This is a genomic window from Actinoplanes couchii, from assembly GCF_016862075.1.
In the GTDB taxonomy this organism is placed as follows: Bacteria; Actinomycetota; Actinomycetes; order Mycobacteriales; family Micromonosporaceae; genus Actinoplanes; species Actinoplanes couchii.
Window position 1 is genome coordinate 127,580 of the sequence record NZ_BOMG01000054.1, and the last position, 23,359, is coordinate 150,938.

A 23,359-nucleotide genomic window follows, 5' to 3' on the forward strand; every position below is an offset into this window, starting at 1 on the left:
CGAGACCGCGCCGGACATCATGACGCGGTGGCGGCGCCCTCGCGCAGGAAGGTGAGCATGACGTCGTTGACGGCGTCCGGGTTCTCCAGGAAACCGAGATGACCGCAGCCGGGGATGCCGACGTGCCGGGCTCCGGGAATGGCCTCGGCGACCTCCCGGCCGAGATGCTCGGGTGTCGTGACGTCGTCGGCGAACGAGACGACGAGTGCCGGCGTGGTGATCCGCCGGTAGGCCGCGAGCCGGTCGGGCAGCAGGGTGCTGGTGAGCTGGGACCGATAGCCCGGGCCGGCCGCCACCGGTTGTTCGAGCATCGCCAGCCAGTCGTCGGCGCGCCTGTCGTCGGCGAGCGTCAGTGGGGAGAGGTTGAGCAGGGCCCGCAGCACGCCACGCTCCGCCGAGGACAATCCGCCGCCGTCCAGTTCGGCCTGCACCATGGCCCGGCGCAGCACGTCGGTGCGGCCACGGGTGGCCAGCAGGATCACCTGCCGGACCGCCTCCGGGTGGGCCAGCGCCAACTCCTGGGCGATCATCGCGCCCATCGAGACGCCGATGACCCGGCACCCGGTCAGACCGGCCCCGGTGATCAGCGCGAGGGTGTCGGCCACCATGTCGTCGAGTGTGAACGCGTCGACGGTCTCCGGCCCGGTGCCCCGATTGTCGAACGTCACCACCTGGTATCCGGCCCGGACCAGGGCCGGCACCTGGTACAGCCGCCAGGTCGCGGCACGGCCGCCGCACCCGTTGATCAGCAGCACCGGCTCACCCTCGCCGTGGACGGTGTACTCCAGGCGCCGGCCATCGGTCATGATGCTGGGCATGTGACCTCCCCCGGAACGGGTTTCAGTTGTCGGGGGTGCTCGGGCGCAGGCCGGTCCAGGACCGTCCGACATGGTCGAGGCACTCGGATCGCCCGGCGGGCCCGAACCGCGTGGTCCAGCCGGCCGGAACGGCGATCAGGCCGGGCCACAGCGAATGACGGCCCTCCGCGTCGGTGAGCACCACGAAGGTGCTCCCGGCGTCATCAAGGATCTTGGTCACAAGAACGCTCCGTTCACGCGGGACCTGGTCGAACGGGGCCGACACGCGCCGGAAATTGCGAACCTGCTCACGGAAGGGCACGGTGAACAGCCGGAATGAGACGTCTCGCAAACGCTCACAGCCATCGGAAAATCTCGATACAAGCGCAACGCCCCCGCAGACAATTGCTTTTTAATGCCTCTATCAGCTACCGCTGATTCGGATTTTATCACGGGCTTCGATCTTGCGTCAATGCCCGATCAAAAATGGTCGGCGACCCTTCGTTCAATGCCGTTCGGTCCATTAAGGACCAAGCTCGATAAGGTATGTGATCTCGATACCGGCGAGCACTGGCCGCCTGCCTCGTACTGTCCCCCACAGGCCTGTGCAACCTGAAACTTTGCTAGGAAAATCGGCGCACCGATCGTATGCAACACCCCCAAATCACCCACCCGGGTTGCCATCAAACCGGAAGCAGTACGGATAAATCGCATTTGCCGAGCGGTGACCAGACAGTCAAGACCTGGAGCTACACTCCGACACCGGCAAGGGATCGACGGACGGCAACCGGCGGCCCCACCAGGAAGTGTGAGCGGTATCAACCACGCCGAATCGATATTGACAGGCCCACCGACCGCTGGCAGCATCGGAAAAACCGCACCCGAAGCATGCCGGCAACACAGGAAACCGAATTCCATTCAATGCCGTCGGCTATTCAAAAGGAGTTTGGGAGCATGTAGGAGTTCGGTAATCCTATGGGTGGCACGGACGATTCCGAACGGAATTCGCCCTACCGGTCAGTGCATTTCTGCCGGGAACTGACACCACTGGGAACCTGCCAGCACCACGAGCTGGCGACACCGGCCCCGAGGCAGGTCCGATGTGGTGGCGTGCCGACGCCCGGCAGCGATACTTCGATCACAACCAATGATCTCGGATGTGGCTGCGGAAATACGGATCCCATCCCGATGCCGAACGGATGGGATATGCACGGGGGAGATAACAAACAATGGATACGGGTTCCCACTCGACGGAACTGAGCGGAACAGCCATGGCACACGTGGCGGCATCGGGAGCCACGGAGGACAACCGAAGCCTGGGTGTTCAGCTCTACCAATCAGGATTGATGTTCACGTCCAAGCCGAGTCTCGCCGTCTGGGAGAAGGTCGGCGCCAATCTCTTCTCCTTCGCGAATTCGTCCAGCTGGTGGATCGCCGACTGGCTGGTTTACGGAGAATCGACATTCCACGGTCGGTACGCGGAGGCCGCAAAACGCACTTCGCTCAGTTACCAGACCCTCCGCAACTATACCTGGGTGGCCAGCCGCTTTCCGATGTCCCGGCGCCGGCAGAGCCTCAGTTTCAGTCACCACCTCGAGGTGGTCTCCCTGGACCGGGCCGAGCAGGACTACTGGCTACGGAAAGCGGAGGAGCTGGGCTGGAGCCGGAACAAACTCCGTACCGAACTCCGGGGCAGCCTGCTGATCAGGCAGGGTGAACAAACCCCGGAGGACGGTTCGGGGCGAGCTGTCGAAGGCGCTGCCGAGCCGGTCGCCACCGGCCCGGCAGCAGACCGTCGACTGCTGCATCTCCACCTGTCGGCCGAAGAACTGGCGGTATTCGAGAAAGCCGCCAGCAAAGAACGCGAGCAGGTCGAGACCTGGGCCGCGGACGTTCTCCGGCGTGCGGCCGCAGCGGTGTGAAATGTGTTTCATCGGTCCTCACCCGATGAGGGTCGTACGGATTTATTGGATTCCCCAACGGTTTAGCACGTGAGTCGCTGTTGTTCCTGTCTCGCTGGCGAGACAGGAACAACAGCACCCGCCCGCTCATCGAGGCATTCCGCGGCGAAGACTTCGCTGCTAGGTTCTGGCCATATGACCGGAACAGCTGCGAAAACAGCGGGGCCCGTACTGGGGCCCACATTTGCCAAATTCTGGACGGCAAGCACGGCCTCCGCGCTCGGCAGTGGACTCGTCACGATCGCGGCGCCGTTGTACGTGGCCTCGCAGACGAACGACCCGGTGATCGTCTCGGCGGCCTCCGCCGTCATCTGGGTTCCGTGGCTGCTGTTCACCCTCCCCGGCGGCATCCTCGTCGACCGGGTCGACCGCCGCCGGCTCATGATCGGACTGGACTGGGCCCGCTTCGCCGTGATGGCGGCGCTGGGCGTGGCGATCCTGTTCGGGCACGCTCCCCTGTGGCTGCTGTTCGTCACGCTGTTCCTGATCCACACCGGTGAGGTGATCTTCGAGACGGCGAGTCAGGCCATGATTCCGGCGGTGGTCCCGAAGGACCTGCTGGAGAAGGCGAACGGCTGGCTGATGGGCGGGACGATCACCACCAAGGACATGATCGCCGGTCCGCTCGGAGCGGCCCTGTTCGTGATCGCGGCGAGCATCCCGTTCCTGGCCAACGCCGGGATGTACGTGGTCAGCGCCATCTTCATCACGCTGGTCCCGGGGGTGTACCGGATCGCGTCGGGCCCGGTGGACCCGACCGCCCCGACCGTCGGGGGTGGCCTCAAGCAGGGCCTGATCACCGCCCGGTCGGACATCGCGGTCGCCTTCCGGTTCCTGATGGGCCAGCCGATCCTGCGCACGATGAGCATCCTGATCGGTGTCCTGAACATCACACTCACCGCCGGCGGCGCCGTCCTCGTGCTGCTCGCCAAGGAGCGCCTGAACCTCGGCTCGGTCGGCTACGGCCTGCTGTTCTCCAGCATCGCGGTCGGCGGTGTCCTCGGCTCGGCCTTCGGTGACCGCCTCATCAAGCGGGTGACCGCCACCTGGACGATCCGCGGTGGTCTCGTCGTCGAGGCCGCGATGTATCTGGCGCTCGCCTGGTCCGGCAACGCCTGGCTCGCCTGCTTCGCACTCTTCCTGTTCGGCGTGCACACCGCGCTGTGGTACATCGTGGCCGGTTCACTGCGTCATCGCCTGACCCCGCCGGAAATGATGGGCCGGGTCTCCAGCCTGCACCTGTTCATCGTCTTCGGCGGCAACGCGGTCGGGGCGCTGCTCGGTGGGATCCTCGCCAAACAGTTCGGCATCACCGCGCCGTACTGGGCCGGATTCGCTGTCGCCCTCGCCGTCACCGCGGTCACCTGGCGGGTGTTCAACCGCGCCGCGATGGCCAAGGTCCAGGAGACCGCGGCGAACCAGGCGGACTGACCACGACGATCGGCGCCCGCTCCCCGCCGGGAACGGGCGCCGATCACTGTCATCCGCAGGCGTCGCGCAGCACCTTGAGATGGGTCAGGCCGGACAGCACCTCGTCGGCCGGCAGCCCGAAGTCGATGAGGCAGGCGACCTCGTCCACCCCGAGTTCGGCGAGGTTCGCCACGATCCGCTGCGCCTTGTCGACCGAACCGAGCAGGCCGATGTTGTCGAAGTAGTGCTCGAACGCTCGCTCCACCAGGAAGTCGATCTCGTCGGCCTCGAGATTCGCGACGTCCTCCGGCCCGAGGTCCGAGGACAGGATGAGCCGCAGGGAGCTGCGCATGTAGGCCGACAGCGACGGCCTGACCTGCTCCCGGACGGCGTCGTCGTCCTCGCCGAGGAACGTGTGCACCATCGCCACGACGTGGCCGGTCCAGGCGCCGTCACTCGCCTCGGTCGCGGCCTTGCGGTACTCGACGATCTTCTCCGCCAGCTGTTCGGGGCTCTGCCCGAGCAGGTGGGTCAGCAGGCCGGCCCGGATCCGGCCGGCGCTGCGGAAGGTCTCCACGTCGCCGACACTCGTCACCCACACCGGCAGCTCACCCCGGACCGGCGGCGGGAACGACCGCACCTGTCCGGGATTGCCCAGCCCGTCGACGACCTCGACGGACTCCCCCCGCCACAGCGCACGTACCTGCTCGATCCGCTCGTACATCACGGTCCGCCGGTCCTGGTACGCCGACGGGTTCAGCGCGAAGTCGGTCGCGTGCCACCCGGAGGCGAAGGACACCCCGGCACGGCCGTGCGAGAGGTTGTCCACCACTGACCATTCCTCGGCGATCCGCACCGGGTGATGCAACGGCGCCACCACGCTTCCGGCCCGGACCTGCACCCGGCTGGTGGTCGCGGCGATCGCCGCCCCGGTCACCGAGGGGTTCGGATAGGTCCCGCCGAACTGGTGGAAATGGCGCTCCGGCGTCCACACCGCGTGGAAACCGTTCTCGTCGGCGAACCGGGCGCCGTCCAGCAGCAGCCGGTAACGGTCGTTCTCGGCCGCTCCGCTGTCGTCGGCGAAATAGAACAGCCCGAAATCCATCATGTCCCCTTCTCTGCCGTCATTGGTCCCGGTCCAGCTCGCCCAGCTGTCGATCGCCGTCGGCGATCAGGGCGCCCAGCAGGTCCCGGTAGTGCCGCGGGATGTCCTCGAGGAGATCCGGGTGGACGGCGTCGGCCGCGATCTCGAAGTCACACCGCAATCCGTCGGTACGGTCGACGATGTTCAGTGACAGTGGGTTGCCGGTGTGCGTGATCGGCAGCGGGTCGGCCTCCGACACCACGAGCCCGTCCATCGGCGGCGCCACAATCTGCCGGTAGAACGACATCGACGTCGTGAACAGCGCGTTCCGCAGGCCCGTGCCGGGCAGCGCGGACTCGGCGATCAGCTCCGCGAACGGGTGGTCCTGGCACTCCAGCCCGGTCACCAACTGGTCCAGAACCTCTGCCACGTAGTCCGCTGCCGCCGTATCCGCCGACCAGCGCAGGCGCAGCAGCAGGTGATTCGAGCAGTACCCGACCACCCGGTCCAGCTCCGCCGGGCGACGGGCGGCAGCGATCGGCAGCACGATGTCGTCCTGCCCGGTCAACCGGTGCAACAGGGTTCCCCAGGCCGCGACCAGGTAGGCGAACACGGTGACCCCCTCCGCACGGGCGGCGTCACCGAGCCGGTCGCGGAAGGTGGAGTCGAGGAGGATGCTCTGCCGTACCGCTCGATAGGGGGCGGTCTTCGGCTCCTGCGCCATCGGCAGCTCCAGCGTCGGCGCCTCCTTCAGCACCGCACGCCAGTGATCACGCTGAGCGCCGGCCGAGGGACCGGCGGCGACCTGCTCGTGCCAGTCGACGTAGTCCCGGAACTGCACGGCCGGCGGCAGCTGTGGGCTCTGTCCCCGGCATCCGGCGTTGTACATCGTGATCAGCTCGTCGAGCAGGACGCTGTAGGACCAGCCGTCCACCGCCGCGTGGTGCACGGCGAGCAGCAGCAGGTGCCGCCGCGGTTCGGCGCGCACCACCGCGGCGCGGAACACCGGCCCGGCGGCCATGTCGAGCGGCTGCTCGGACCAGGTCCGCCGGAACCGTTCCAGGTCAGCCTGGTCCGCACAGGTGTACTCGGTCAGCGCGGTCCGGTCCGCCGGATGGACGATGAGCGTGTCACCGTCGGCGGCGAGAGTGGTCCGCAGGGACTCGTGCCTGTCGACCAGGCCGTGTACGGCGTCGCGGAGCACCGTCTGATCGAGCGGGCCGTCCAGCCAGAACCCGATGGACATCTCGTAGGCGGGCACACCCGTCCGGTCCAGGTCCCGGAGTTGCCGCTGGGCCAGGGTGCCGCGCCGGGGTGCCGGAGCGGGCCGGCGGTCCGCGAGCATGCCGTTGGCGCGCAGCTCGGCGACGGACTCCCGTACCGCGTTCCGGATGTGGTCGAGATCCGCCTGCTCGTGCGCGGTGGACAGGAAGAAGTTGCGCAGCTCCCAGACGAACACGCCCCGGTCGAGCAGGTTGTAGTAGAGCGGATCCATGTTCGCCTCGTGCTCGAAGCGGAACAGCGAGGAGAACCGGCGCACCTCGATCGGCACGTCCAGCTCACGGAAGTCGGCGTTCAGCTGGTCCACGAAGATCTCGGTCTTCCGGTCCAGATCACGTTGCAGTGCGGGCCCCTCCGCGCGGAGGTGATCGACTACTGCTTTGGCCGCCGCCATGGTCAGCGGGTGCTGGTTGAACGTGCCGGCGAAGAAGGTGGATTCCAGCGTCGGGCCGGAGTCGTCACCGAAGTTCCAGACACCACCGTCGATGGAGTCCATCACCCCGCCGCGTCCGGCGATCACCCCGAGCGGCATGCCACCGCCGACGATCTTGCCGTAGGTGGCCAGGTCGGCTTCGATGCCGTACAGGCCCTGGACGCCGGCCGGGTGGCAGCGGAACCCGGTCACCATCTCGTCGAAGATGAGCTTCGCGCCGTGCGCCCGGGTGAGTTCCCGCAGTTTGCGGAGGAACTCCGGATTCTGCACGCCGGGAGTACGCAGGGTCACCGGCTCGGTCATCACCGCGGCCAGCTCCGAGCCGTGCCGGTCGATGAACGCGAGTGCCTCGTCGCTGCCGAATTCGAGAACGTAGACGTCCTGCACCGCCCCCGGGGAGATGCCCGGCGCGAGCGGCCTGGTACCGAACACCCCGTTCTCGTACGACGGGACGGCGAGCACCGCGTCGAAGTGACCGTGGTAGGCGGTGGAGAAGACCACGATCTTGTCGCGCCCGGTCGCCGCCCGGGCCAGGCGCACCGCCGTCATCACCGCTTCGGTGCCGCTGTTGAGGAAGGCGACCCGTTCCATCCCGGTCAGTTCGAGGATGCCGGCGGCGACGTCCTCGACCAGCCGGCAGCGCGGCCCGAGGCTGAAGCCGATGTCCAGCCGCTCGCGCAGGGCCGACTCGATCACCGGCGGGTTGTGCCCGAGCAGGTGGACGCCGTAGCCGAGGGTCAGGTCAACGTACTCGTTGCCGTCGATGTCCCACAGTTTCGCGCCCCGCCCACGGTCGGCGACGACCGGGTACAGCATCTCCTTGGTCGCGGGCCGGAAGCCGATCGTCGACCGGCTGTCGGCCACCATCGGCCGGTACCGCTGGGCGAAGTCCTTCGAGCCCGCCATCCGGGTGCCGAGCCGGTCGGCAAGCGTCTTCAGATAGCGGTTGCGCTGCTCGGAGTCCTCGCCGGTGATCACCCGGCCGCGCATGCCGGGGGCGAGCGGCATGACCGGCCCGGCGGTGGCCCGCCGTGCGGCGGGTGGTGACGCCGGCACCGGCACCGACGTGCTGCCGGCAGCCGCGCCGCCGGTCAACAGGTCCAGTTGGCGCTGCATGATCAGGAGCTGTTCCCGGATCAGGCTCTGCACCGAGGTGGAGGCCTCCGGAGCAGCGGATACCGGCGGGGGCGGGGCCACGGCACCCGGTACGACGACGTCCGGAACCGTCACGTCCGGAACCACGGCAGCCGAAACCGCGGCAGCCGGAACCACGGCGTCCGGAACCGCCGCGACGGGCGCGGTGTTCACGGCGACGAACGTCGCCAGCTCGGCCGGGGTCCGGACGTCACCGAAGATCTGCCGGAACGACACCCGGCAGCCGTAGCGGTCCTCCACCAGCCGCAGCATGCCGAGCAGCGCCATCGAATCCGCCCCGAGTTCGGTGAAGGCCAGATCCGGGTCCAGCTCACCGGGTTCGAGGTCGAAATAGCCGCCGATGATGGTGACGATCTCGTCGAGCATTGACTCCAAGGTGTTCTCCCCGTGCATCAGGCTGCTCCTGTTCGGCGACCGGCGCGGCGGCGTGGCGGTTCGGGCGCCCGGTCCGGATCCAGCCGGTCCGCCAGTTGATCGATCGTGGGATTCGCGAGGAGTTCGACGACCCGTAGTGACACACCGAGCTCCTGCTCGATGCGCCGGGCGAGCCGGACCGCGAGGAACTCGTCGCCGCCCAGGTCGAAGAAGCTCCGGTCGTAGCGGTCCACGGTGGTGCGCAGTACCTCGGACCACAGCCGGGCCAGCGACTGTCTCCGCTCATCGGTGGGCGACACGGCGTGCTCGCGGGACGACCCGAGATGGTGGAAGACGCGGTTCAGTGGTTCGGCGGGCAACGGAACCCGGCGGGGCCGCTCGCCGGTCCGGTCCGGCCGGTCCGGCGGGGCCGCCACGGCCGGAGACCCGGCGGTGACCGGCCCATCGGCGAACGCGCGCAACGTGGCCACCGCGGTGGCGTGGTCGTCCACGACGACGGTGTGCCGGTGCGGCCGCACCGGTCGCCGGCCCAGTGTGTACTCCACGTCGCCGAGATCCGGCGCGTCCGGGCCGGCGAGCACGTCGGCCAGCCGGCCGGCCAGCCCGCGTAGCGCCCGGTCGCTCCGTGCGCTCAGCGCGAGCAGCCGTGGGCCGGCGGCCGGCCGCGGACGGGGCGGCGGCTCCGGCGCCTCCTCCAGGACGACGTGGGCGTTGGTGCCACCGAAGCCGAAGGAGCTGACACCGGCCCGCCGGGGCGTCTCGCCGGCCGGCCAGTCCACAGTCGACGTGGTGATGTAGAACGGGCTGCCCGCCAGTTCGAGCGCCGGGTTCGCCCTGGTGAAGCCGGGATGGCCGGGGATCTCCCGGTGCTGGAGCGCCAGCACCGCCTTGATGAAACCGGCGATCCCGGCCGCGGCGGCGAGATGCCCGACGTTCGCCTTGACCGAGCCCAGGGCACACCTGCCGGGCCGGGCGCCGCCCTCGGTGAAGACCTCCCGCAGCGCGGTGAACTCGATCGGGTCGCCCAGCAGGGTCGCGGTGCCGTGAGCCTCGACGTAGGTGATCGTGTCGCTGTCCGTCTCGGCGATCGCCTGCGCCTCGGCGATCACCGCACGCTGCCCCGCGATACTCGGCGCGGTGTAGCCGATCTTGTCGGATCCGTCGTTGTTGATCGCCGAGCCCTTCAGGACGGCGAGGATCGGGTCGCCGTCCTCGATCGCCTCGGCAAGCCGTTTCAGGGCGACCAGACCGGCGCCGTCACCGAAGGTGGTGCCCGCCGCGTCGGCGTCGAAGGGACGGCACCTGCCGTCCGGGGACAGGAACATCCCCTCGCTGTAGACATAACCCGGATGGTCGTTGGCGATCACCGAGACGCCCCCGGCCAGGGCGATGTCGCATTCACCGGCGAGCAGGCTCTGCGCCGCCAGGTGCACCGCGACGAGCGACGTGGAACAGGCGGTCTGCACGTTGATGCTCGGCCCCTGGAGACCGAGCTTGTACGAGATCCGGGTGGTCAGGTAGTCCTTGTCGTTGGCGATCATCAGCTCGGTGCCGATCAGGCTCAACGGGTCGCAGGACCGGGCCACCACATTGGTGAGATAGGTGTTCATCGACGCGCCGGCGAACACCCCGACGGCCTGGTCGCCGGCACCGCCGGAGTAGCCGATGGTCTCCAGCAGTTCCCACGCGACCTCGAGCAGGATCCGCTGCTGAGGGTCGAGCAGCCGGGCCTCGCGCCGGGTGTAGCCGAAGAACGTGTGGTCGAAGTCGAACGCGTCCGGCAGCTGCGCCGACCGTCCGACGAATCCGGGATCGCGCAGCAACTCGCCGGGCACCCCGGCGGCGGTCAGCTCGGCGTCGGTGTAGGTGGTCAGCATGTCGTCCCCGGCACGCACCCGGTCCCAGAACCGGGTCAGGTTCTCCGCGCCGGGGAACCTGCCGCACATCCCGATGACCGCCACGTCGTTCGATCGGACCACCGGGTCCGCCACTTCGGACTCAGACATCCCGGTCTCCCTCGGTCGCCGGGCGGTGCCGGTCCCGGGCCCGCAGCCGTGCGCTGCGGGCGGTGCCCTCCGCCAGTCGCGCCCGCCGGCTCGGCGCCCGGACGCGGCTGGGATCCGGATCCTCGGTGGTGGCGCCCCGGCCGAGGTGCCGGGCAAGGCTGGTGACGGTCGGGTAGCGGAACAGGTCCGGCACCTTCAGCGGGGTGTCCGCCGTCTCGTCGGCGAGCATCTCGAAGACCTGCATCAGCAGCATCGAGTTGCCGCCGAGGTCGAAGAAGTTGTCGTCGGGGCCGATGCCCTCCCGGCCGAGCACCTTCTGCCAGACGGTCGTCACCCTCCGCACCTGGTGCCCGGTGAGCTCGCCCGTGGACGCCGGGCCGGTGTCCGGACCGGCCGGGATGGTGTTCCGGTCCGCCCCGGTCATCGACGACAGCTCCGCCACGCTGCGGCCGGGGTCAGCGAGCGCGGCTCCCAGCAGTGCCAGGTAGTCGTCGATCAACTGCTGGGCGGCCGGAGCGGAGAAGACGGACCTGCGGTACTTGAGCAGCCCGGCCAGGCGGTCGCCGTCCTGCACCACCTCGAGGACGAGTTCGAGCTGGTCGTCCTGTTGATCAAGCCGGAACGGGACCGCGGTCAGCCCGGCCCAGCCGACCGGGGTCGCGCCCGGATCGGCCACGTACAGGCCCGCCAGCGCCGGATATCGGCTCGGCTTCTGATAGCTGAACATCGCCTGGAAGATCGGGTTCCGGTCGCTCACCCGGCGCGGCGCCAGCTCGCTGACCAGCAGCTCGAACGGATAGTCCTGGTGTTCCAGCGCCTCCACCACGGCCCGGCGGGTCCGGGTGAGCTGCTCCCGGAACGGCACCGCGTCGCTCAGGTCGGCACGCAGCACCACGGGGTTGACGAAGTTGCCGACACACTCGCCCAGCGACGGGTCGAAACGGCCCGCGACGGGCGTACCGACAAGCACGTCCTGCCGCCCGGTGTAACCGCCGACCAGAAGCTGAAAGACAGTCAGAAGCACCGCGTACGGCGTGGCGCCCTGCTCTCTGGCAAGCGTGGACACGCCGTCGGTGAGTTCGGCGGAGACCGGGAACACGATGGACCCGCCCGCATCGGCGTCCGCCGGATCGATCGCGAACCGGGGCCATCGCGCCGGTTCGAGGTCACCGGCGAGCCGGGTGTGCCAGTAGGACCGGGCCCGGGCACCGCGTTCACCGGCGATCAGCTCACGCTGGCGGGCGACGAAGTCGTGGTACGGGACGTTCCCGGCCGGCAGCCGCACCGGGCGGCGCTCCACCTCCGCGAGGTAGAGCTGTTCGAGCTCCGCCACGATGACGCCGAGCGACCAGAAGTCGCAGACCACGTGGTGCAGGGCCAGCAGGACGACCGCCTCCCCCGGCGCCCGCCGGTACACCCTTACCCGGATCGGCGGCCCGGTGACCAGGTCGAACGGCTCGCGGTAAGCGTCGCGTACCGCCTCCTGGGTCCGCTCTTCGTCCCACTGACCGGCGTCCTGTTCGGTGACGTCGGGTTCGAGCCATCCGTGCACCGTCTGGCGGACGTCGTCCCGGCCGTCCGCACCCACCCGGCCGAATGTGGTGCGCAGGGCCGCGTGCCGTCCCACCAGCGACCGGACCGCCCGGTGGAACGCTGCGGCCTCGAACCCACCGGTGAACCGGGCCGTGAACGCGACGTTGTAGGACGCGCTGTCCGGGTTCATCCGGTGCAACATCAACAGAGGCCGTTGGGCGTACGACACGGGATGGTCGGTCCGGGCCTGGCCGGCGCGTGCCCGCAGAGCCTCCTCCAGGCGTTTGCGGGTGTCGTAGTCGGTCATGCGAATCGCCCCTCGGTCGGTACGGCGGTCTCCTGCTCGGCCAGCCAGGGCAGAAGCGCCTCCAGCTGGTCCTCGGTCAGCGAATCCATCGACGCCAGAAGCCGTTCCGCAGCATCGGGCGACAGCGGTTCCGGCCCGGCCCCGACGGGTTCCACGACGACCGGTCCGGTGCCGGCCGGAGCCGCCGGGGCCGTCCCGTCGCGCAGCGCCAGGCGCTCGGTCAACTCGTCGGCGAGCAGCCGCAGGGCGTTGCCCTCGAGCAACCCACCCAGCGGCAGGTCGACCTCCAGGTCCCGGAAGATCTGGCCGCGCACCTCGACCGCTACCAGCGAGTCAAGCCCGGCCTCCTGCAGCGACAGATCCTCGTGCAGCGCGGCCCCGGACATGCCGAGCCGGGTGGAGAGCATGCCGCGCAGGTAGTCGAGCACCATCTCCCGGCCGCGTTCCCGGTCGGCGCCGGGCAGGTTGCGCCGCAGCAGCAGGCCCACCTCAGCGCCGTCCCGGGCTTCGGTGTCCGCGGCGACGGCCCGGGCGCCGGGGAAGCGGGCCCGGTAGCGGGACCAGTCCACGGCGAGCACGCCGTACTGGCTTCCGGGCGCGGCCAGCAGCCGGTCGAGGGCCGCGAAGGCCGGATCGGGCGACACCGGCGTGAATCCACCGTCCCGGAACCGGGACTGATGCGGCCCGCTCAGCCGGGCCATCATGCCCTCCGACCACGGTCCCCAGTTGACGCTGAGGGCGGGCAGCCCGAGACCACGGCGGTGGTGGGCGAGCCCGTCCAGGAAGGCGTTCGCCGCCGCGTAGTTGGCCTGCCCCGGACTGCCGAGCAGCGCGGCCGTGGAGGAGAACAGGATGAAGTGGTCGAGGTCCAGGTCCACGGTGGCCCGGTGCAGGTTCCAGCCGCCGGCCACCTTCGGGCCGAGCACCGTCCGGAACCGGTCCGGGGTCAGCTGCGGGAGCAGCGCGTCGTCCAGGACGCCCGCCGCGTGGACGACGCTCCGGAGACCACCCCACTCCCGTTCGGCACGCTCGACGAGCCGGCCGACAGCCGTCTCGTCGGTGACGTCCAGACCGACAACGGTGATCCGGGCCGTGGAGTCGCGCAGTTCGCCGATCGGCGTCTCCGGGGCGCGACGGGAGGCCAGCACCACGTGGCGGGCCCCGCGCCGGATCATCCACTGGGCGGTCCGCAGGCCGAGCGCCCCGGTCCCGCCGGTGATCAGGTGGCATCCATCGGCGCGGAACCCCGGCGAACCGGCCGGCGAGGCCGTGTCCAGGCGCAGCCGGGGCTGGTGGACCCGGCCGGCCCGGATCGCCACCTCGGCGGGCGAGCCGGGCAGCCCGGCGAGCATGCCCAGGGCGCGGGTCAGGTCCCGGGGATCGGCGTCGACCAGTCGTACCCGCAGGTGGGGTGTCTCCAGGGCCATGGTCCGGCCCAGGCCCCAGAGCATCGTGCCGTGCGGGTCACCGACCTCGCCCGGCTCGTGCACGGCCACCGCCCCGCTGGTGAGCAGCACCACCGAACCCGGCCGGCCGGCCGCCCGGACCAGAGCGGGCAGACTGCCGCGGGCCGCCTCGGTCTGCCCGGCGTCCAGGCCGAGGCAGTGCAGGACGTCGGCGGGCCCGGTGGCACGGAACAGCCGGGACAGGCTCTCGTCGTCGGTGGGATCCAGCTCGTAGTGCTGGTCGTCGTGGCGTACGAACACCGCCCCGGTCTCGACGATCACGCAGCGGCTGCCCGCCGTCTCGAGCGCCCGGACGGCGTGCCGCCAGTGCTCACCGCCGTCGGCGAACACGATCCACCGGCCGGCCGGCGCTGATCCGGCGACGTTCGGGTCGACCGGTTCCCAGGTGTCGGCATAAATGCCGGGTTCGGCCCGGCCGCCGCCGAAGGACACCGCTCTCAGTTCCAGGCCGGTGAGTTCGAGCAGCACGGTGCCGTCCTCGTCGACGAGCGAGACATCGGCCAACGCCCGGGACGTCCCGGCCGACCGGTGCCTGACGTACGCGGTGCCGGCCCGTGCCTGATGGCGGGCCGCGTGGAACACGGCCCGTTCGATCCGGAACGGGAGCAGCACCCCTTCGCCGGGGGCCGCCCGGACGATCCGTGCCGCGATCGCCAGCTGAACGCAGGAGTCGAGCAGCGCCATTGTCCGCTCCCGCGGTGAGGCGGCGTCGAAGACGAGGTCGCCGGAGCTGTCGTCACCGGCCAGCCGCAGCTCGCGGATCCATTGGAAGGCCGGCCCGAACCGGAACCCGGCGGCCTCGAAACGCGGGTAGAGCTCCGCCGCCGGATACGGTTCGCCCGCACGGTAGGCCGACGGGTCCGTCCACCGCTGGGCCGGCCGGCCGGCCGGCTGTATCCCGCCCTCGGCGTGGACCTGCCACGACGGGTCGGCGACCGGATCGGCGTCCTCGGCCAGACCGAGTGACTGCGCGACGAACCTGCCGTTCCCGGTCGGGGTGAGCACCAGCTGGACCCGGCGCTCGGTGTCGGTGACCTCCAGCGCGCGCGGGAAGATCAGGTCCTCGACGACCGCTCCGGCCCCGGCGGTCACCGCCTCCACCAGGCACGCCGTGTGGTAGGCCCCGGGCACCACCAGGCGGCCGGCGATCTCGTGGTCGGCGAGGATGCCCGGGGCCAGCGCGGACACCGTGGTGTCGTAGCGCCGCTGCGCGGACTGTGGCAGGGCGATCCGGGTCAGACCGGGCAGCTCGCCGGTGGGGCCGGCCGGGACCGGGGCCGCGGCGGCGATCCAGTGCCGGGTCCGGGCGAACGGGTAGCGGGGCGCTGCCGTCCGGCTCGCCTGGAGCGGCGCGTAGTACCCCGCCCAGTCGACTGGCGTCCCGGCCCGTTCCATCCGGGCCAGATGGGCCAGGACGGTGGCCGGATCCGGCTTCCGGTCGGACAGGCCGGGAAGCCAGACGACGTCCTTGCCGGACTGGGCGCGGCCCGCTGTGGTCAGGGCCCGGCCCGGTCCGACTTCGAGCAGGACGGTGCACTCCCCGGCGAGCAGCTTGCCGATCCCGGCGGCGAACCGGACCGGCGAGGTGAGCTGGCGTCCCCAGTACTCCGGGCCGAGTTCGCCTTTCTTCGCCCACGTGCCGGTGAGGTTCAGCACCATCGGCACGGCCGGCGCCCGGTGGTCGATCCGGCTCGCGGCCGCGACCAGGGCCGGTACCGCCGGGGCGACGAGCGGCGAGTGGAAGGCGTGGGTGGTCTCCAGCGGGATCACGCCCCAGCGCCGCCGCCGGAACTCCTCCTCCAGCTCAGCCGTCTCGGTGTCCGAGCCGGAGACCGTGATCCGCTGCGGCGCGTTGTACGCGGCGATCGACGCCGATCCGCCGGTGGCCTCGATCAGGCGCTCCAGCTCGGCCGGATCGTCGCAGCCCACCGCGATCATCCGGCCGCTGCCGGGAACCGCGGCGAAGGCGCGACCGCGTTCGCTGACCAGTGCGAGACCCTCCTCGGGGCTGAGCACTCCGGCCACGCAGGCGGCCGCGTACTCGCCGAGGCTGTGGCCGGCCACCGCGTCCGGGCGCACGCCGCACGCGGCCCAGAACTCCGCCAGCGCGATTTGCAGGAGGAAGACCGCCGGCTGGAGCAGTTCGGGCCGGGCCTGCGCCGCCGGGTCGGCGAACACGTCGAGCGGATCGGTGCCGGTGAGGCTCCGGAAGAGTTCCGTGTGCCGGTCCAGGGCGGTCCGGAACGCGGGGTGCTCCCGGTACAGCTCGACTGCCATCCCGGCGTACTCGGAACTCTGCCCGGGGAAGAGGAAACCGACCCGTGGCCGGTCTCGGGCCGCTTCGCCGGCGTCGGCCGCTCCCTTGCCGTCACGCAGCCACGATGTGAGCTGGTCGGCCGCGGCGGGCCCGGTGCCGGCGAGCACGCTGACCCGGTGCCGCAGCGCGTTGCGCCCGGTGTGGCTGGTGTACGCCAGGTCCCGCAGGTCCGCACCGGGCTCCCGCAGGCGATCGGCCCAGCGGCCGGCCAGTTCGCGCAGCGCGTCCGGGGTCTTCGCGCTGATCGTGACGAGTTCGGGACCCGGCTGCCGGACCGGGGGCGTACGGTCCGGCGCCTGCTCCAGCACCGCGAACGCGTTGGTGCCACCGATGCCCAGGGAGTTGACCGCCGCCCGGCGCGGACTGCCGGTCATCGGCAGCGCCCGGTCGTTGACGTACAGGCCGGTCCCGGTCAGGTTCAACCGGGCGTTCGGTGCGGTGAAGTACGGGTTCGGCGGGATCACGCCCCGGTGCAGGGACAGCGCGGCCTTGATCAGGCCGGCGATGCCGGAGGCCGCCTCCATGTGCCCGATCTGCGCCTTCACCGAGCCGAGGGCGCAGGCCCCGTCCCGGCCGAAGATCTTCTTCAGCGCACCGACCTCGGTGGGGTCGCCGAGCGGCACCCCGGTGCCGTGCGCCTCGATGTAGCCGATCGTCGCCGGGTCGATGCCCGCGTCGTCGAGGGCCCGGCGCATCGCACCCAGCTGGCCCGGCTGGCTGGCGGCGCCGTAACTGGCCTTGCCGCCACCGTCGTTGTTGATCGCGGTGCCGAGGATGGTGGCGTAGACGGTGTCCCCGTCACGCAGCGCGTCGGCGAGTGGCTTGAGCACCACGGCGCCCACACCGCTGCCGAAGATGGTGCCCTGCGCGCCGACGTCGAACGGCCGGCAGCGGCCGTCCGGTGACAGGATCCCGCCCCGGCGGTACCAGTGCCCGGCGGCGCTGGGGAGCCTGATGTTCACCCCACCGGCCAGCGCCGTCCCGCACTCGCCGCGCAGCAGACTCTCGCAGGCCAGGTGCACCGCGACGAGCGAGGTGGAGCAGGCGGTCTGCACGGTCAGGCTGGGCCCGGTCAGATTGAGTTTGTACGACACCCGGGTGGCGAGGAAGTCCTTGTCGGACCCGAGCTGTTCGAGCGAGGCGGTCGGGTCGGCGAGCGGCCCGGAGTGCCGCAGCACCTCGGGCAGATAGCTGGTCAGCACTCCACCGCTGCCCGCGAAGACGCCGACCGCGGCGCCGGTTCCGGCCGGGGACCGGACACCCGCGTGTTCCAGGGCGTGCCAGCAGGTCTCCAGGAAGATCCGGTGCTGCGGGTCCATCGCGGCGGCCTCGCGGCCCGAGATGTCGAAGTGGGCCGCGTCGAAGAGGTCTACGTCGTCCAGGCCGGCGGTCGCCTTGACGTAGTCGGGATCGCGGAGCCAGGCCGGGTCCACGCCGCCGCGGAGCAGTTCCTCGTCGCCGAGGTCACGGATGGCCTCGCGACCGGAGACGATCAGGTCCCAGAACGCGTCCACGTCCGGTGCGCCGGGGAAACGCGCGGCCATGCCGATGATGGCGATCGCCCGTGGGGTCATGCCGGGTCTCCCAGCGGGGCACGGACCACCGGGTCGTACGCCCGCAGCAGGTCGCCGACCGTGCGCACGCTGGTGATCGGGACCTCGGCGGTGAACGGGTCGGTGTCCAGTTCCATCTCCAGGACGGCGACCAGCCGGGCCAGATGCAGCGACTCCAGACCCAGCTGGTCGACGAGCGACTGGTCCTCGTCCAGGTGATCGACCGGTCCGGCCACCTCGTTCACGATCTCGAGCAGCGCCGTCATGACCGTCTCACGCCTGTTCATTCGAATCACACTCCCGTTTCGCATGTCGCCCCGCTCCCCGTGCCGGGGTTCAGCAGGTGTAGCCGCCGTCGACGGTGATGGTCTGTCCGGTGATGAAGCTCGCCGCCGGGGAGGTGAGGAAGCGGACGACGCCGAGCACGTCCTCCACCGCACCGAGCCGGCCCAGCGGTGTCCGGCGGACGATGCGGCGGCGCTGCTCCGGGCCGATCCCCGCGGTCATGTCGCTGTCGAAGTAGCCGGGGGCGACGCTCACCACCCGGATCCCGGCCGGCCCGACCTCCCGGGCCAGGCCACGGGTCAACCCGTCGAGTGCCGCCTTCGCCGCGCCGTACACCGCGACGCCGGTCTGCCCGCGCAGCGCGTTGATCGACGACAGGTTGACCACCACGCCGGTCCGCCGGGCGAGCATCGGTTTGAGGCAGGCCCGGGCGAGCAGGATCGGCAGTGTCAGGTTGGTCCGCAGCGCGGCGTCGATCGTGGCCGGCGAGGTCAGTGTGAGCAAACCTTCCAGCCCGACCGCGGCGTTGTTCACCAGCACGTCGATCCGGCGGTGCCGGCGGACCGCCGCGGCGACGAACGACTGGACCGCCTCGGCGTCGGTGCCGTCGACGGCGGACCAGGTCAGGGTGCCGGGATCGGCCGGCACGCGCAGCGCGGCCAGTTCGGCGCTCTCCGTCCGGCTGAACGTCTCCACCCGGTACCCGCGGGCCAGGAAGTCGGTCACCAGCGCCAGCCCGAGGCCACGGCTGCCGCCGCTGACCACCGCCACCGGGCGCTGATCGATGGTGTCGCTCATCGCGTACCGCCCATCCGCTTGAAACGTTCGCCGTGCAACGGCCCGTCCGAGACGGTGATGACGGCCGGGACCTTGTGGGGTGGCAGCGCTGCCGAGCAGAACTGGCGCAGCCGCCGGGCCAGTGCCTTGCGGTCCTCGTCGGCGACCGGTTCGACGATGGCCACGACTATCGCTCCGGTGACGGCGTTGGCCCGCCCGCTCACCACGACGTCCTTGACGTTCGGCGCCCGCAGCAGCACGTTCTCGACCTCGGCCGGGGACACCTTCTCGCCGCCCACGTTGATCAGGGCGGAGAGCCGGCCCAGCACACGCAGCGAACCGTCCGCGGCCACCTCGACCGCGTCGCCGGTGTCGAGCCAGCCGTCCTCGTCGAACGGGCTCGGCGCGTTGAGGTAGCCGAGCATCGCGCTCGGCGACTTGATCCAGAGCACGCCGTCCCGGATCCGGGTGTCGAATCCGTGCCCGCCGACGTCCATCAGCAGCGAGTCCGACGAGACGGACCGGGTGGGCAGGATGCCGGTCTCGGTGAGGCCGTAGGTCTGCTTGAACCGCACCCCCGGGAACACCTCTGCCGCGTGTGCCAGGGTCACCTCGCGCATCGGCTCGGTGCCGTAGGTGATCAGTTCGAGCGAGGTCAGGTCGTGCTCCCGGTACGCGCCGGAGAGCAGCAGCATGTTGAGGAAGGTCGGCGTGGTGGGCAGCACCTGGACACGATGGCGCTCGATGGCCTCGGCGGCGGTCTTCGGCGTCCGGCGCGGTTCGGTGACCACCGTGCCGCCACCGATCAGGGTGCGGAACAGGGTGTTGACGCCGCCGATGTGGTCGAGCGCCATGAACTGCAGCGTGCGGCGGGGCCGGCCGCCCGCGTGGAGGCCGCCGAACAGGCGGGGCAGCGACAGCAGCGCCGCCTTGCTCTCGCCCGTCGACCCCGAGGAGAACAGCAGCAGACCGGCCTCACCGGCGCCGGTGAGTCCGGCCAGCAGGCCGGGCCGGGGCGCGTCCGGTGGGGTGATCTCCTGAACGGTCCACTCACCGGTGTCGTGGAACTCGATGACCCGGCCGGCGTGCGCGGTCGCGAGCCGGGACGCCCGCTGTTCCCGCGGCGGATCGGTGGGGGCGAGCGGCACCACCACCCCGCCCCGGATGGCGAGCGCCATGAAGAGCGCGACCACGTCCGGTGCGGCGTTGCCGACGATCGCCACGACGTCGCCGGCGGCCATTCCGATCTTGTCCAGTTCGGACAGCCAGCCGGTGGTCCGCTCGGCGAGCCCGGCGTACGTGATCGAGCCGTCGTGCCCGGCCATCGCCTCGGCGTCGCCCCGCTCGCGCAGGTCCGCCAGCAGCTGGTCCATGGTGCTCCGCACCGCTCCGGTCGTCATGCGTCGATGTCCATCTCGGTGAGGAGGTCCCGGAGCGACCGTGCTTCGAAGACCGCCCGCAGCCGCAGTTCGCTGCCCAGGGCGGTGTCGATCCGGCTGGTGAGCATCATGGCGAGCAGCGAGTTGCCGCCCAGCTCGAAGAAGTTGTCGTCGAGGTCCGCGTGCGCGACACCGACCACGTCGGCGACGATCTCGCACAGCTGCCGGGCCCGGGAGCCGGCGGGCTCGGTGCCGCCTCGGTACGCGTCCGGTTCGCCGGGTGACGGCTTGAGGCTCAGTAGCGCGGCGCGGTCGAGCTTGCCGTTGGGTGTCGCCGGGAACCGTTCGAGCGTCTCCACCCGGTCCGGCAGCAGCGCCGACGGAAGCCGGCTGCGCAGGAACTCCCGGACCGCGGCCGGGGCCAGGTCCGCACCGGCGCCGTCGGCCGGGACGAGGAAGGCCAGCAGCTGGGCCTTCGGCGTGCCGGCGTCGGTCGCAACGACCGCGGCCCGGTCGATGCCGGGGTGACGCAGCAGCGCGGCCTCCAGCTCACCGGGCTCCACCCGCAGGCCACGGACCTTGATCTGGTCGTCGAGGCGGCCCCAGAACTCCAGTTGGCCGTCCGCTCGCAGCCGTCCCCGGTCGCCGGTCCGGTACATGCGCTGCCCGGGGACACCGCTGAACGGGTCGGCGACGAACCGTTCGCTGGTGTAGGCGGGCTGCCCCACGTAGCCCTGGGCGATCCCGAGCCCGCCGATGCAGATCTCGCCGGGAAACAGCGGCGGCTGCAACTGCAGCTGGTCGTCCACGATGTACAGCCGGGTGGTGCCGGACGCCCGTCCGGCCACCGGTCGCGGGTGCTCGCCGATCTCGGCCCGGGCCGAGTCGATGGTGCACTCGGTGATCCCGAACATGTTGAAAGCGATCAGTCCGGGCTGGTCGTGCAGGCGCTGCCACAGTCGTTCGGACGGGCTCTCGCCACCGATCAGCACGACCTTCGGCGGGTACGCGACGTCCAGGATGCCCGCGTCGACAAGGATCTCCATCTGGCTGCTGTTGCAGTCGAGCCACTCGATCGCGGTGGCGGGATCCGACCCGCGGGCGAGGAGCCGGCGCGGGTCGACACGTTCCTCGTCGTCGAGCAGCAGCAGCCGGTGCCCGAAGGCGATCATGCCGAGGCACTGGTTGACGAAGACGTCGAAGGTGACCGAGCTGAGCGCCCCGACGGTGACCTGGCCGTCGGCCGGCAGCCGGGCGTACATCGGCGCCAGCTGGGTGGTGGCCAGCGCGACGAGGCTCGCGTGATCGACGAGCACACCCTTCGGCGCCCCGGTGGATCCCGACGTGAACACCACGTAGGCCGGGCCGGGGCCGGGTGCGGGCTCCCGCGCCGGGCCGGTTCGGAGCGCGGCAGGTGCGACCGTGTCCACCCCGGCGAAGGGTTCGTCCGCGATGACCAGGGTGACGCCCGCCTCGGTGACCAGCAGTCGGCGCCTGGCCTCGGGTTGCCGGGTGTCCAGCAGCAGAAAGGCGCCACCGGCACACCAGGTGGCGAGCATCGCGACGATCAGGTCACCGCGCCGGGGCAGGCCGATCCCGACCAGCACGCCGGTCCGTACCCCGCGGGCCCGCAGGCCGGCGGCCATCGTCCGGGCCTGATCGGCGAGTTCGGCGAAGGTGTACCGTTCCCCGCCCGCGCTGACCGCCTCCCGGTCCGGAGTGGTCGCGGCGGTCCGCGCGAACAGGTCCCACGCCGATCCGGCCGGCCCGGTGGCCGGGTCGTCCCACGGTCCGTCGTCGGCGCCGAGGGCCAGCGTCCGCGCCAGTTCGGCGGCGTCCAGGGACGGGATGCCGCCGATCGGCGCCTCCGGCGCCCGGCACAGCGCGTGCAGCAGGTTCCGGTAGACCCGCCCGAACTGGCGGACCGCCGCTTCGGAGAACAGTTGCCTGTCGTACTCCACGACGATGTCGACCCGGCCGGCCAGCCGCCGTACGTCCAGGACGAAGCTGAACTCCAGCCGCTGCGCCGTCGAGGACTCCGGGACCGCGACGATCCGCAGATCGCCGAGCGCCCAGGTGTCCTGCCTGTCGATCGAGGCGTAGCTGATCGCCGCTTCGAACAGCGGGTTGCGTTCGGCGTCCCGCTGCGGGGCCAGCGCGTCGACAACCGCCTCGAACGGGACGCTCTGGTGGTCGAGGGCGTCGTGGACGGTGTCGCTGACGACGTCGAGGAACCTGTCGAAGGAGTCGCCCGGCGCCACCTGGCCGCGCAGCACCACGGTGTTGGCGAAGAATCCGATCGTCTTGAACGCGTCCGGATCCGGCCTGTTGAACATCTGCGTGCCGACGGTCAGGTCGTTCGTCCCGGCCCAGCGCTGCAGCGCGATGAAGTAGACCGCGAGCAGGCCGGTGAACAGGCTGACGCCCCGGTCCCGGCAGAACGCCGCGAACTCGTCGGTCGCGTTCTCGGGCAGGTCGACCGGCAGCCTGCGGCCGTCGATCCCGCCCGGCGCGTGCTCGCCGTCCTCGGGCAGGCGCACCGGCCGGATCCCGGACAGCCGGCCACGCCAGTAGTCCAGACCTGCCTCGTCGACGCCTGCCGCGTTCTCGGCGCGGCTGTAGTCGGCGTACTGGGCGGCTGGTGTTGTCAGGGCGCCCGGATCGGTGTATGCGACGCGGAGCTCGCCGGCGAACACCTGGGCCGAGATCTCGTCGGTGATCAGGTGGTGGAAGGAGATCACCAGCAGGTGGTGGCCGGGCGCGACGCGGATGACGACGGTTCGCCAGAGCGGGCCGGCGGCCAGGTCGAAGGGGACGTCGACGATCCGGCGGGCCTCGTTGTGCGCCCAGTCCCGGCGGTCGGCGAGCGACTCGCCCTCCGCCTCCACGACCTGGACCGGTGCGGGCCCCGCACCGGCGTCGTGCACCACCTGGAAGACGTCGCCGTCGCGCTCGTGGACGGTGATCCGCAGCGCGTCGTGCCGGTCGCGGATCACGGCGATCGCACGGTTCAGCCGGTCGATCTCCAGATCCCCGTCGACGACCAGGGTAATGCCCCAGATATGGGCCGGACTGTCCGGTCGCAGCGCCGTGGCGAAATACATTCTTCGCTGTGCGGACGAGGCGGGAACCACAAATCCCTCCAACAGATCAGCCATGGTGTTGTCTCGCCGGCGAGACAGCTGGAGATATGAGTACAGCGCGAATCGACCGGGCGTCCACGGTCCACCGGGCGGGCCG

General features: G+C 70.8%; 13 protein-coding genes. 2 read left to right on the forward strand and 11 right to left on the reverse strand.

Going from position 1 to position 23,359, the window contains the following annotated elements:
• Nucleotides 1–17: 17 nt before the first annotated feature.
• Both Aco03nite_RS21485 and Aco03nite_RS21490 read right to left on the reverse strand, forming a co-directional pair.
• Complete coding sequence (locus Aco03nite_RS21485; RefSeq protein WP_203797229.1) at nt 18–818, reverse strand: alpha/beta fold hydrolase; 801 nt, start codon at nt 816–818, stop codon at nt 18–20.
• A 22-nt stretch (nt 819–840) separates the two neighbouring features.
• Entirely contained in the window at nt 841–1,038 is a 198-nt protein-coding gene (locus tag Aco03nite_RS21490; protein WP_203797230.1) for an MbtH family protein, read from the reverse strand.
• Nucleotides 1,039–2,068: 1,030 nt separating this feature from the next.
• On the opposite strand from Aco03nite_RS21490, the gene Aco03nite_RS21495 reads away from it, so the two are divergent.
• Both Aco03nite_RS21495 and Aco03nite_RS21500 read left to right on the forward strand, forming a co-directional pair.
• On the forward strand, nt 2,069–2,719 hold the full coding sequence (locus Aco03nite_RS21495; protein ID WP_203797231.1) for an LmbU family transcriptional regulator: 651 nt from the start codon (nt 2,069–2,071) through the stop codon (nt 2,717–2,719).
• Between the two features lie 174 nt (nt 2,720–2,893).
• Nucleotides 2,894–4,189 carry an MFS transporter gene (locus Aco03nite_RS21500; protein ID WP_203797232.1) on the forward strand — a complete coding sequence of 432 codons (1,296 nt, stop codon included), beginning with the start codon at nt 2,894–2,896 and terminating at the stop codon, nt 4,187–4,189.
• Between the two features lie 49 nt (nt 4,190–4,238).
• On the opposite strand, the gene Aco03nite_RS21505 is transcribed toward Aco03nite_RS21500, so the two are convergent.
• From Aco03nite_RS21505 to Aco03nite_RS21545, 9 genes are read right to left on the reverse strand one after another with little or no spacing between them, the layout of a single operon-like run.
• On the reverse strand, nt 4,239–5,276 hold the full coding sequence (locus tag Aco03nite_RS21505) for a MupA/Atu3671 family FMN-dependent luciferase-like monooxygenase (protein ID WP_239145325.1): 1,038 nt from the start codon (nt 5,274–5,276) through the stop codon (nt 4,239–4,241).
• Nucleotides 5,277–5,292: 16 nt separating this feature from the next.
• The gene (locus tag Aco03nite_RS21510) at nt 5,293–8,487 is read right to left on the reverse strand and encodes an aminotransferase class III-fold pyridoxal phosphate-dependent enzyme (protein WP_203797234.1); all 3,195 of its coding nucleotides are present in this window, start codon (nt 8,485–8,487) and stop codon (nt 5,293–5,295) included.
• A 26-nt stretch (nt 8,488–8,513) separates the two neighbouring features.
• Complete coding sequence (locus Aco03nite_RS21515) at nt 8,514–10,502, reverse strand: type I polyketide synthase (RefSeq protein WP_203797237.1); 1,989 nt, start codon at nt 10,500–10,502, stop codon at nt 8,514–8,516.
• A complete protein-coding gene (locus Aco03nite_RS21520; protein ID WP_203797239.1) occupies nt 10,495–12,342 on the reverse strand; it encodes a condensation domain-containing protein in 1,848 nt (615 codons plus the stop codon). Before Aco03nite_RS21520 ends, Aco03nite_RS21515 begins: the two co-directional genes overlap by 8 nt.
• Nucleotides 12,339–17,699: a type I polyketide synthase gene (locus tag Aco03nite_RS21525; RefSeq protein WP_203797241.1), complete on the reverse strand. Its 5,361-nt coding sequence runs from the start codon at nt 17,697–17,699 to the stop codon at nt 12,339–12,341. The genes Aco03nite_RS21520 and Aco03nite_RS21525 overlap by 4 nt, the downstream gene beginning before the upstream one ends.
• Nucleotides 17,696–17,965: an acyl carrier protein gene (locus Aco03nite_RS21530; RefSeq protein WP_203797243.1), complete on the reverse strand. Its 270-nt coding sequence runs from the start codon at nt 17,963–17,965 to the stop codon at nt 17,696–17,698. Before Aco03nite_RS21530 ends, Aco03nite_RS21525 begins: the two co-directional genes overlap by 4 nt.
• Nucleotides 17,966–18,014: 49 nt before the next feature.
• A complete protein-coding gene (locus Aco03nite_RS21535; RefSeq protein WP_203797245.1) occupies nt 18,015–18,761 on the reverse strand; it encodes an SDR family NAD(P)-dependent oxidoreductase in 747 nt (248 codons plus the stop codon).
• Entirely contained in the window at nt 18,758–20,140 is a 1,383-nt protein-coding gene (locus Aco03nite_RS21540; RefSeq protein ID WP_203797247.1) for a class I adenylate-forming enzyme family protein, read from the reverse strand. The genes Aco03nite_RS21535 and Aco03nite_RS21540 overlap by 4 nt, the downstream gene beginning before the upstream one ends.
• Nucleotides 20,137–23,277 carry a non-ribosomal peptide synthetase gene (locus Aco03nite_RS21545; protein ID WP_203797249.1) on the reverse strand — a complete coding sequence of 1,047 codons (3,141 nt, stop codon included), beginning with the start codon at nt 23,275–23,277 and terminating at the stop codon, nt 20,137–20,139. The genes Aco03nite_RS21540 and Aco03nite_RS21545 overlap by 4 nt, the downstream gene beginning before the upstream one ends.
• Between the last annotated feature and the right edge of the window lie 82 nt (nt 23,278–23,359).

Coding starts and splice junctions, on each gene's coding strand:
- Aco03nite_RS21535 (WP_203797245.1), bottom strand. CDS start 18,761: ATGAGCGACACCATCGATCAGCGCCCGGTGGCGGTGGTCAGCGGCGGC.
- Aco03nite_RS21500 (WP_203797232.1), top strand. CDS start 2,894: ATGACCGGAACAGCTGCGAAAACAGCGGGGCCCGTACTGGGGCCCACA.
- Aco03nite_RS21520 (WP_203797239.1), bottom strand. CDS start 12,342: ATGACCGACTACGACACCCGCAAACGCCTGGAGGAGGCTCTGCGGGCA.
- Aco03nite_RS21485 (WP_203797229.1), bottom strand. CDS start 818: ATGCCCAGCATCATGACCGATGGCCGGCGCCTGGAGTACACCGTCCAC.
- Aco03nite_RS21510 (WP_203797234.1), bottom strand. CDS start 8,487: ATGCTCGACGAGATCGTCACCATCATCGGCGGCTATTTCGACCTCGAA.
- Aco03nite_RS21545 (WP_203797249.1), bottom strand. CDS start 23,277: ATGGCTGATCTGTTGGAGGGATTTGTGGTTCCCGCCTCGTCCGCACAG.
- Aco03nite_RS21505 (WP_239145325.1), bottom strand. CDS start 5,276: ATGATGGATTTCGGGCTGTTCTATTTCGCCGACGACAGCGGAGCGGCC.
- Aco03nite_RS21530 (WP_203797243.1), bottom strand. CDS start 17,965: ATGAACAGGCGTGAGACGGTCATGACGGCGCTGCTCGAGATCGTGAAC.
- Aco03nite_RS21495 (WP_203797231.1), top strand. CDS start 2,069: ATGGCACACGTGGCGGCATCGGGAGCCACGGAGGACAACCGAAGCCTG.
- Aco03nite_RS21515 (WP_203797237.1), bottom strand. CDS start 10,502: ATGTCTGAGTCCGAAGTGGCGGACCCGGTGGTCCGATCGAACGACGTG.
- Aco03nite_RS21525 (WP_203797241.1), bottom strand. CDS start 17,699: ATGACCCCACGGGCGATCGCCATCATCGGCATGGCCGCGCGTTTCCCC.
- Aco03nite_RS21540 (WP_203797247.1), bottom strand. CDS start 20,140: ATGACGACCGGAGCGGTGCGGAGCACCATGGACCAGCTGCTGGCGGAC.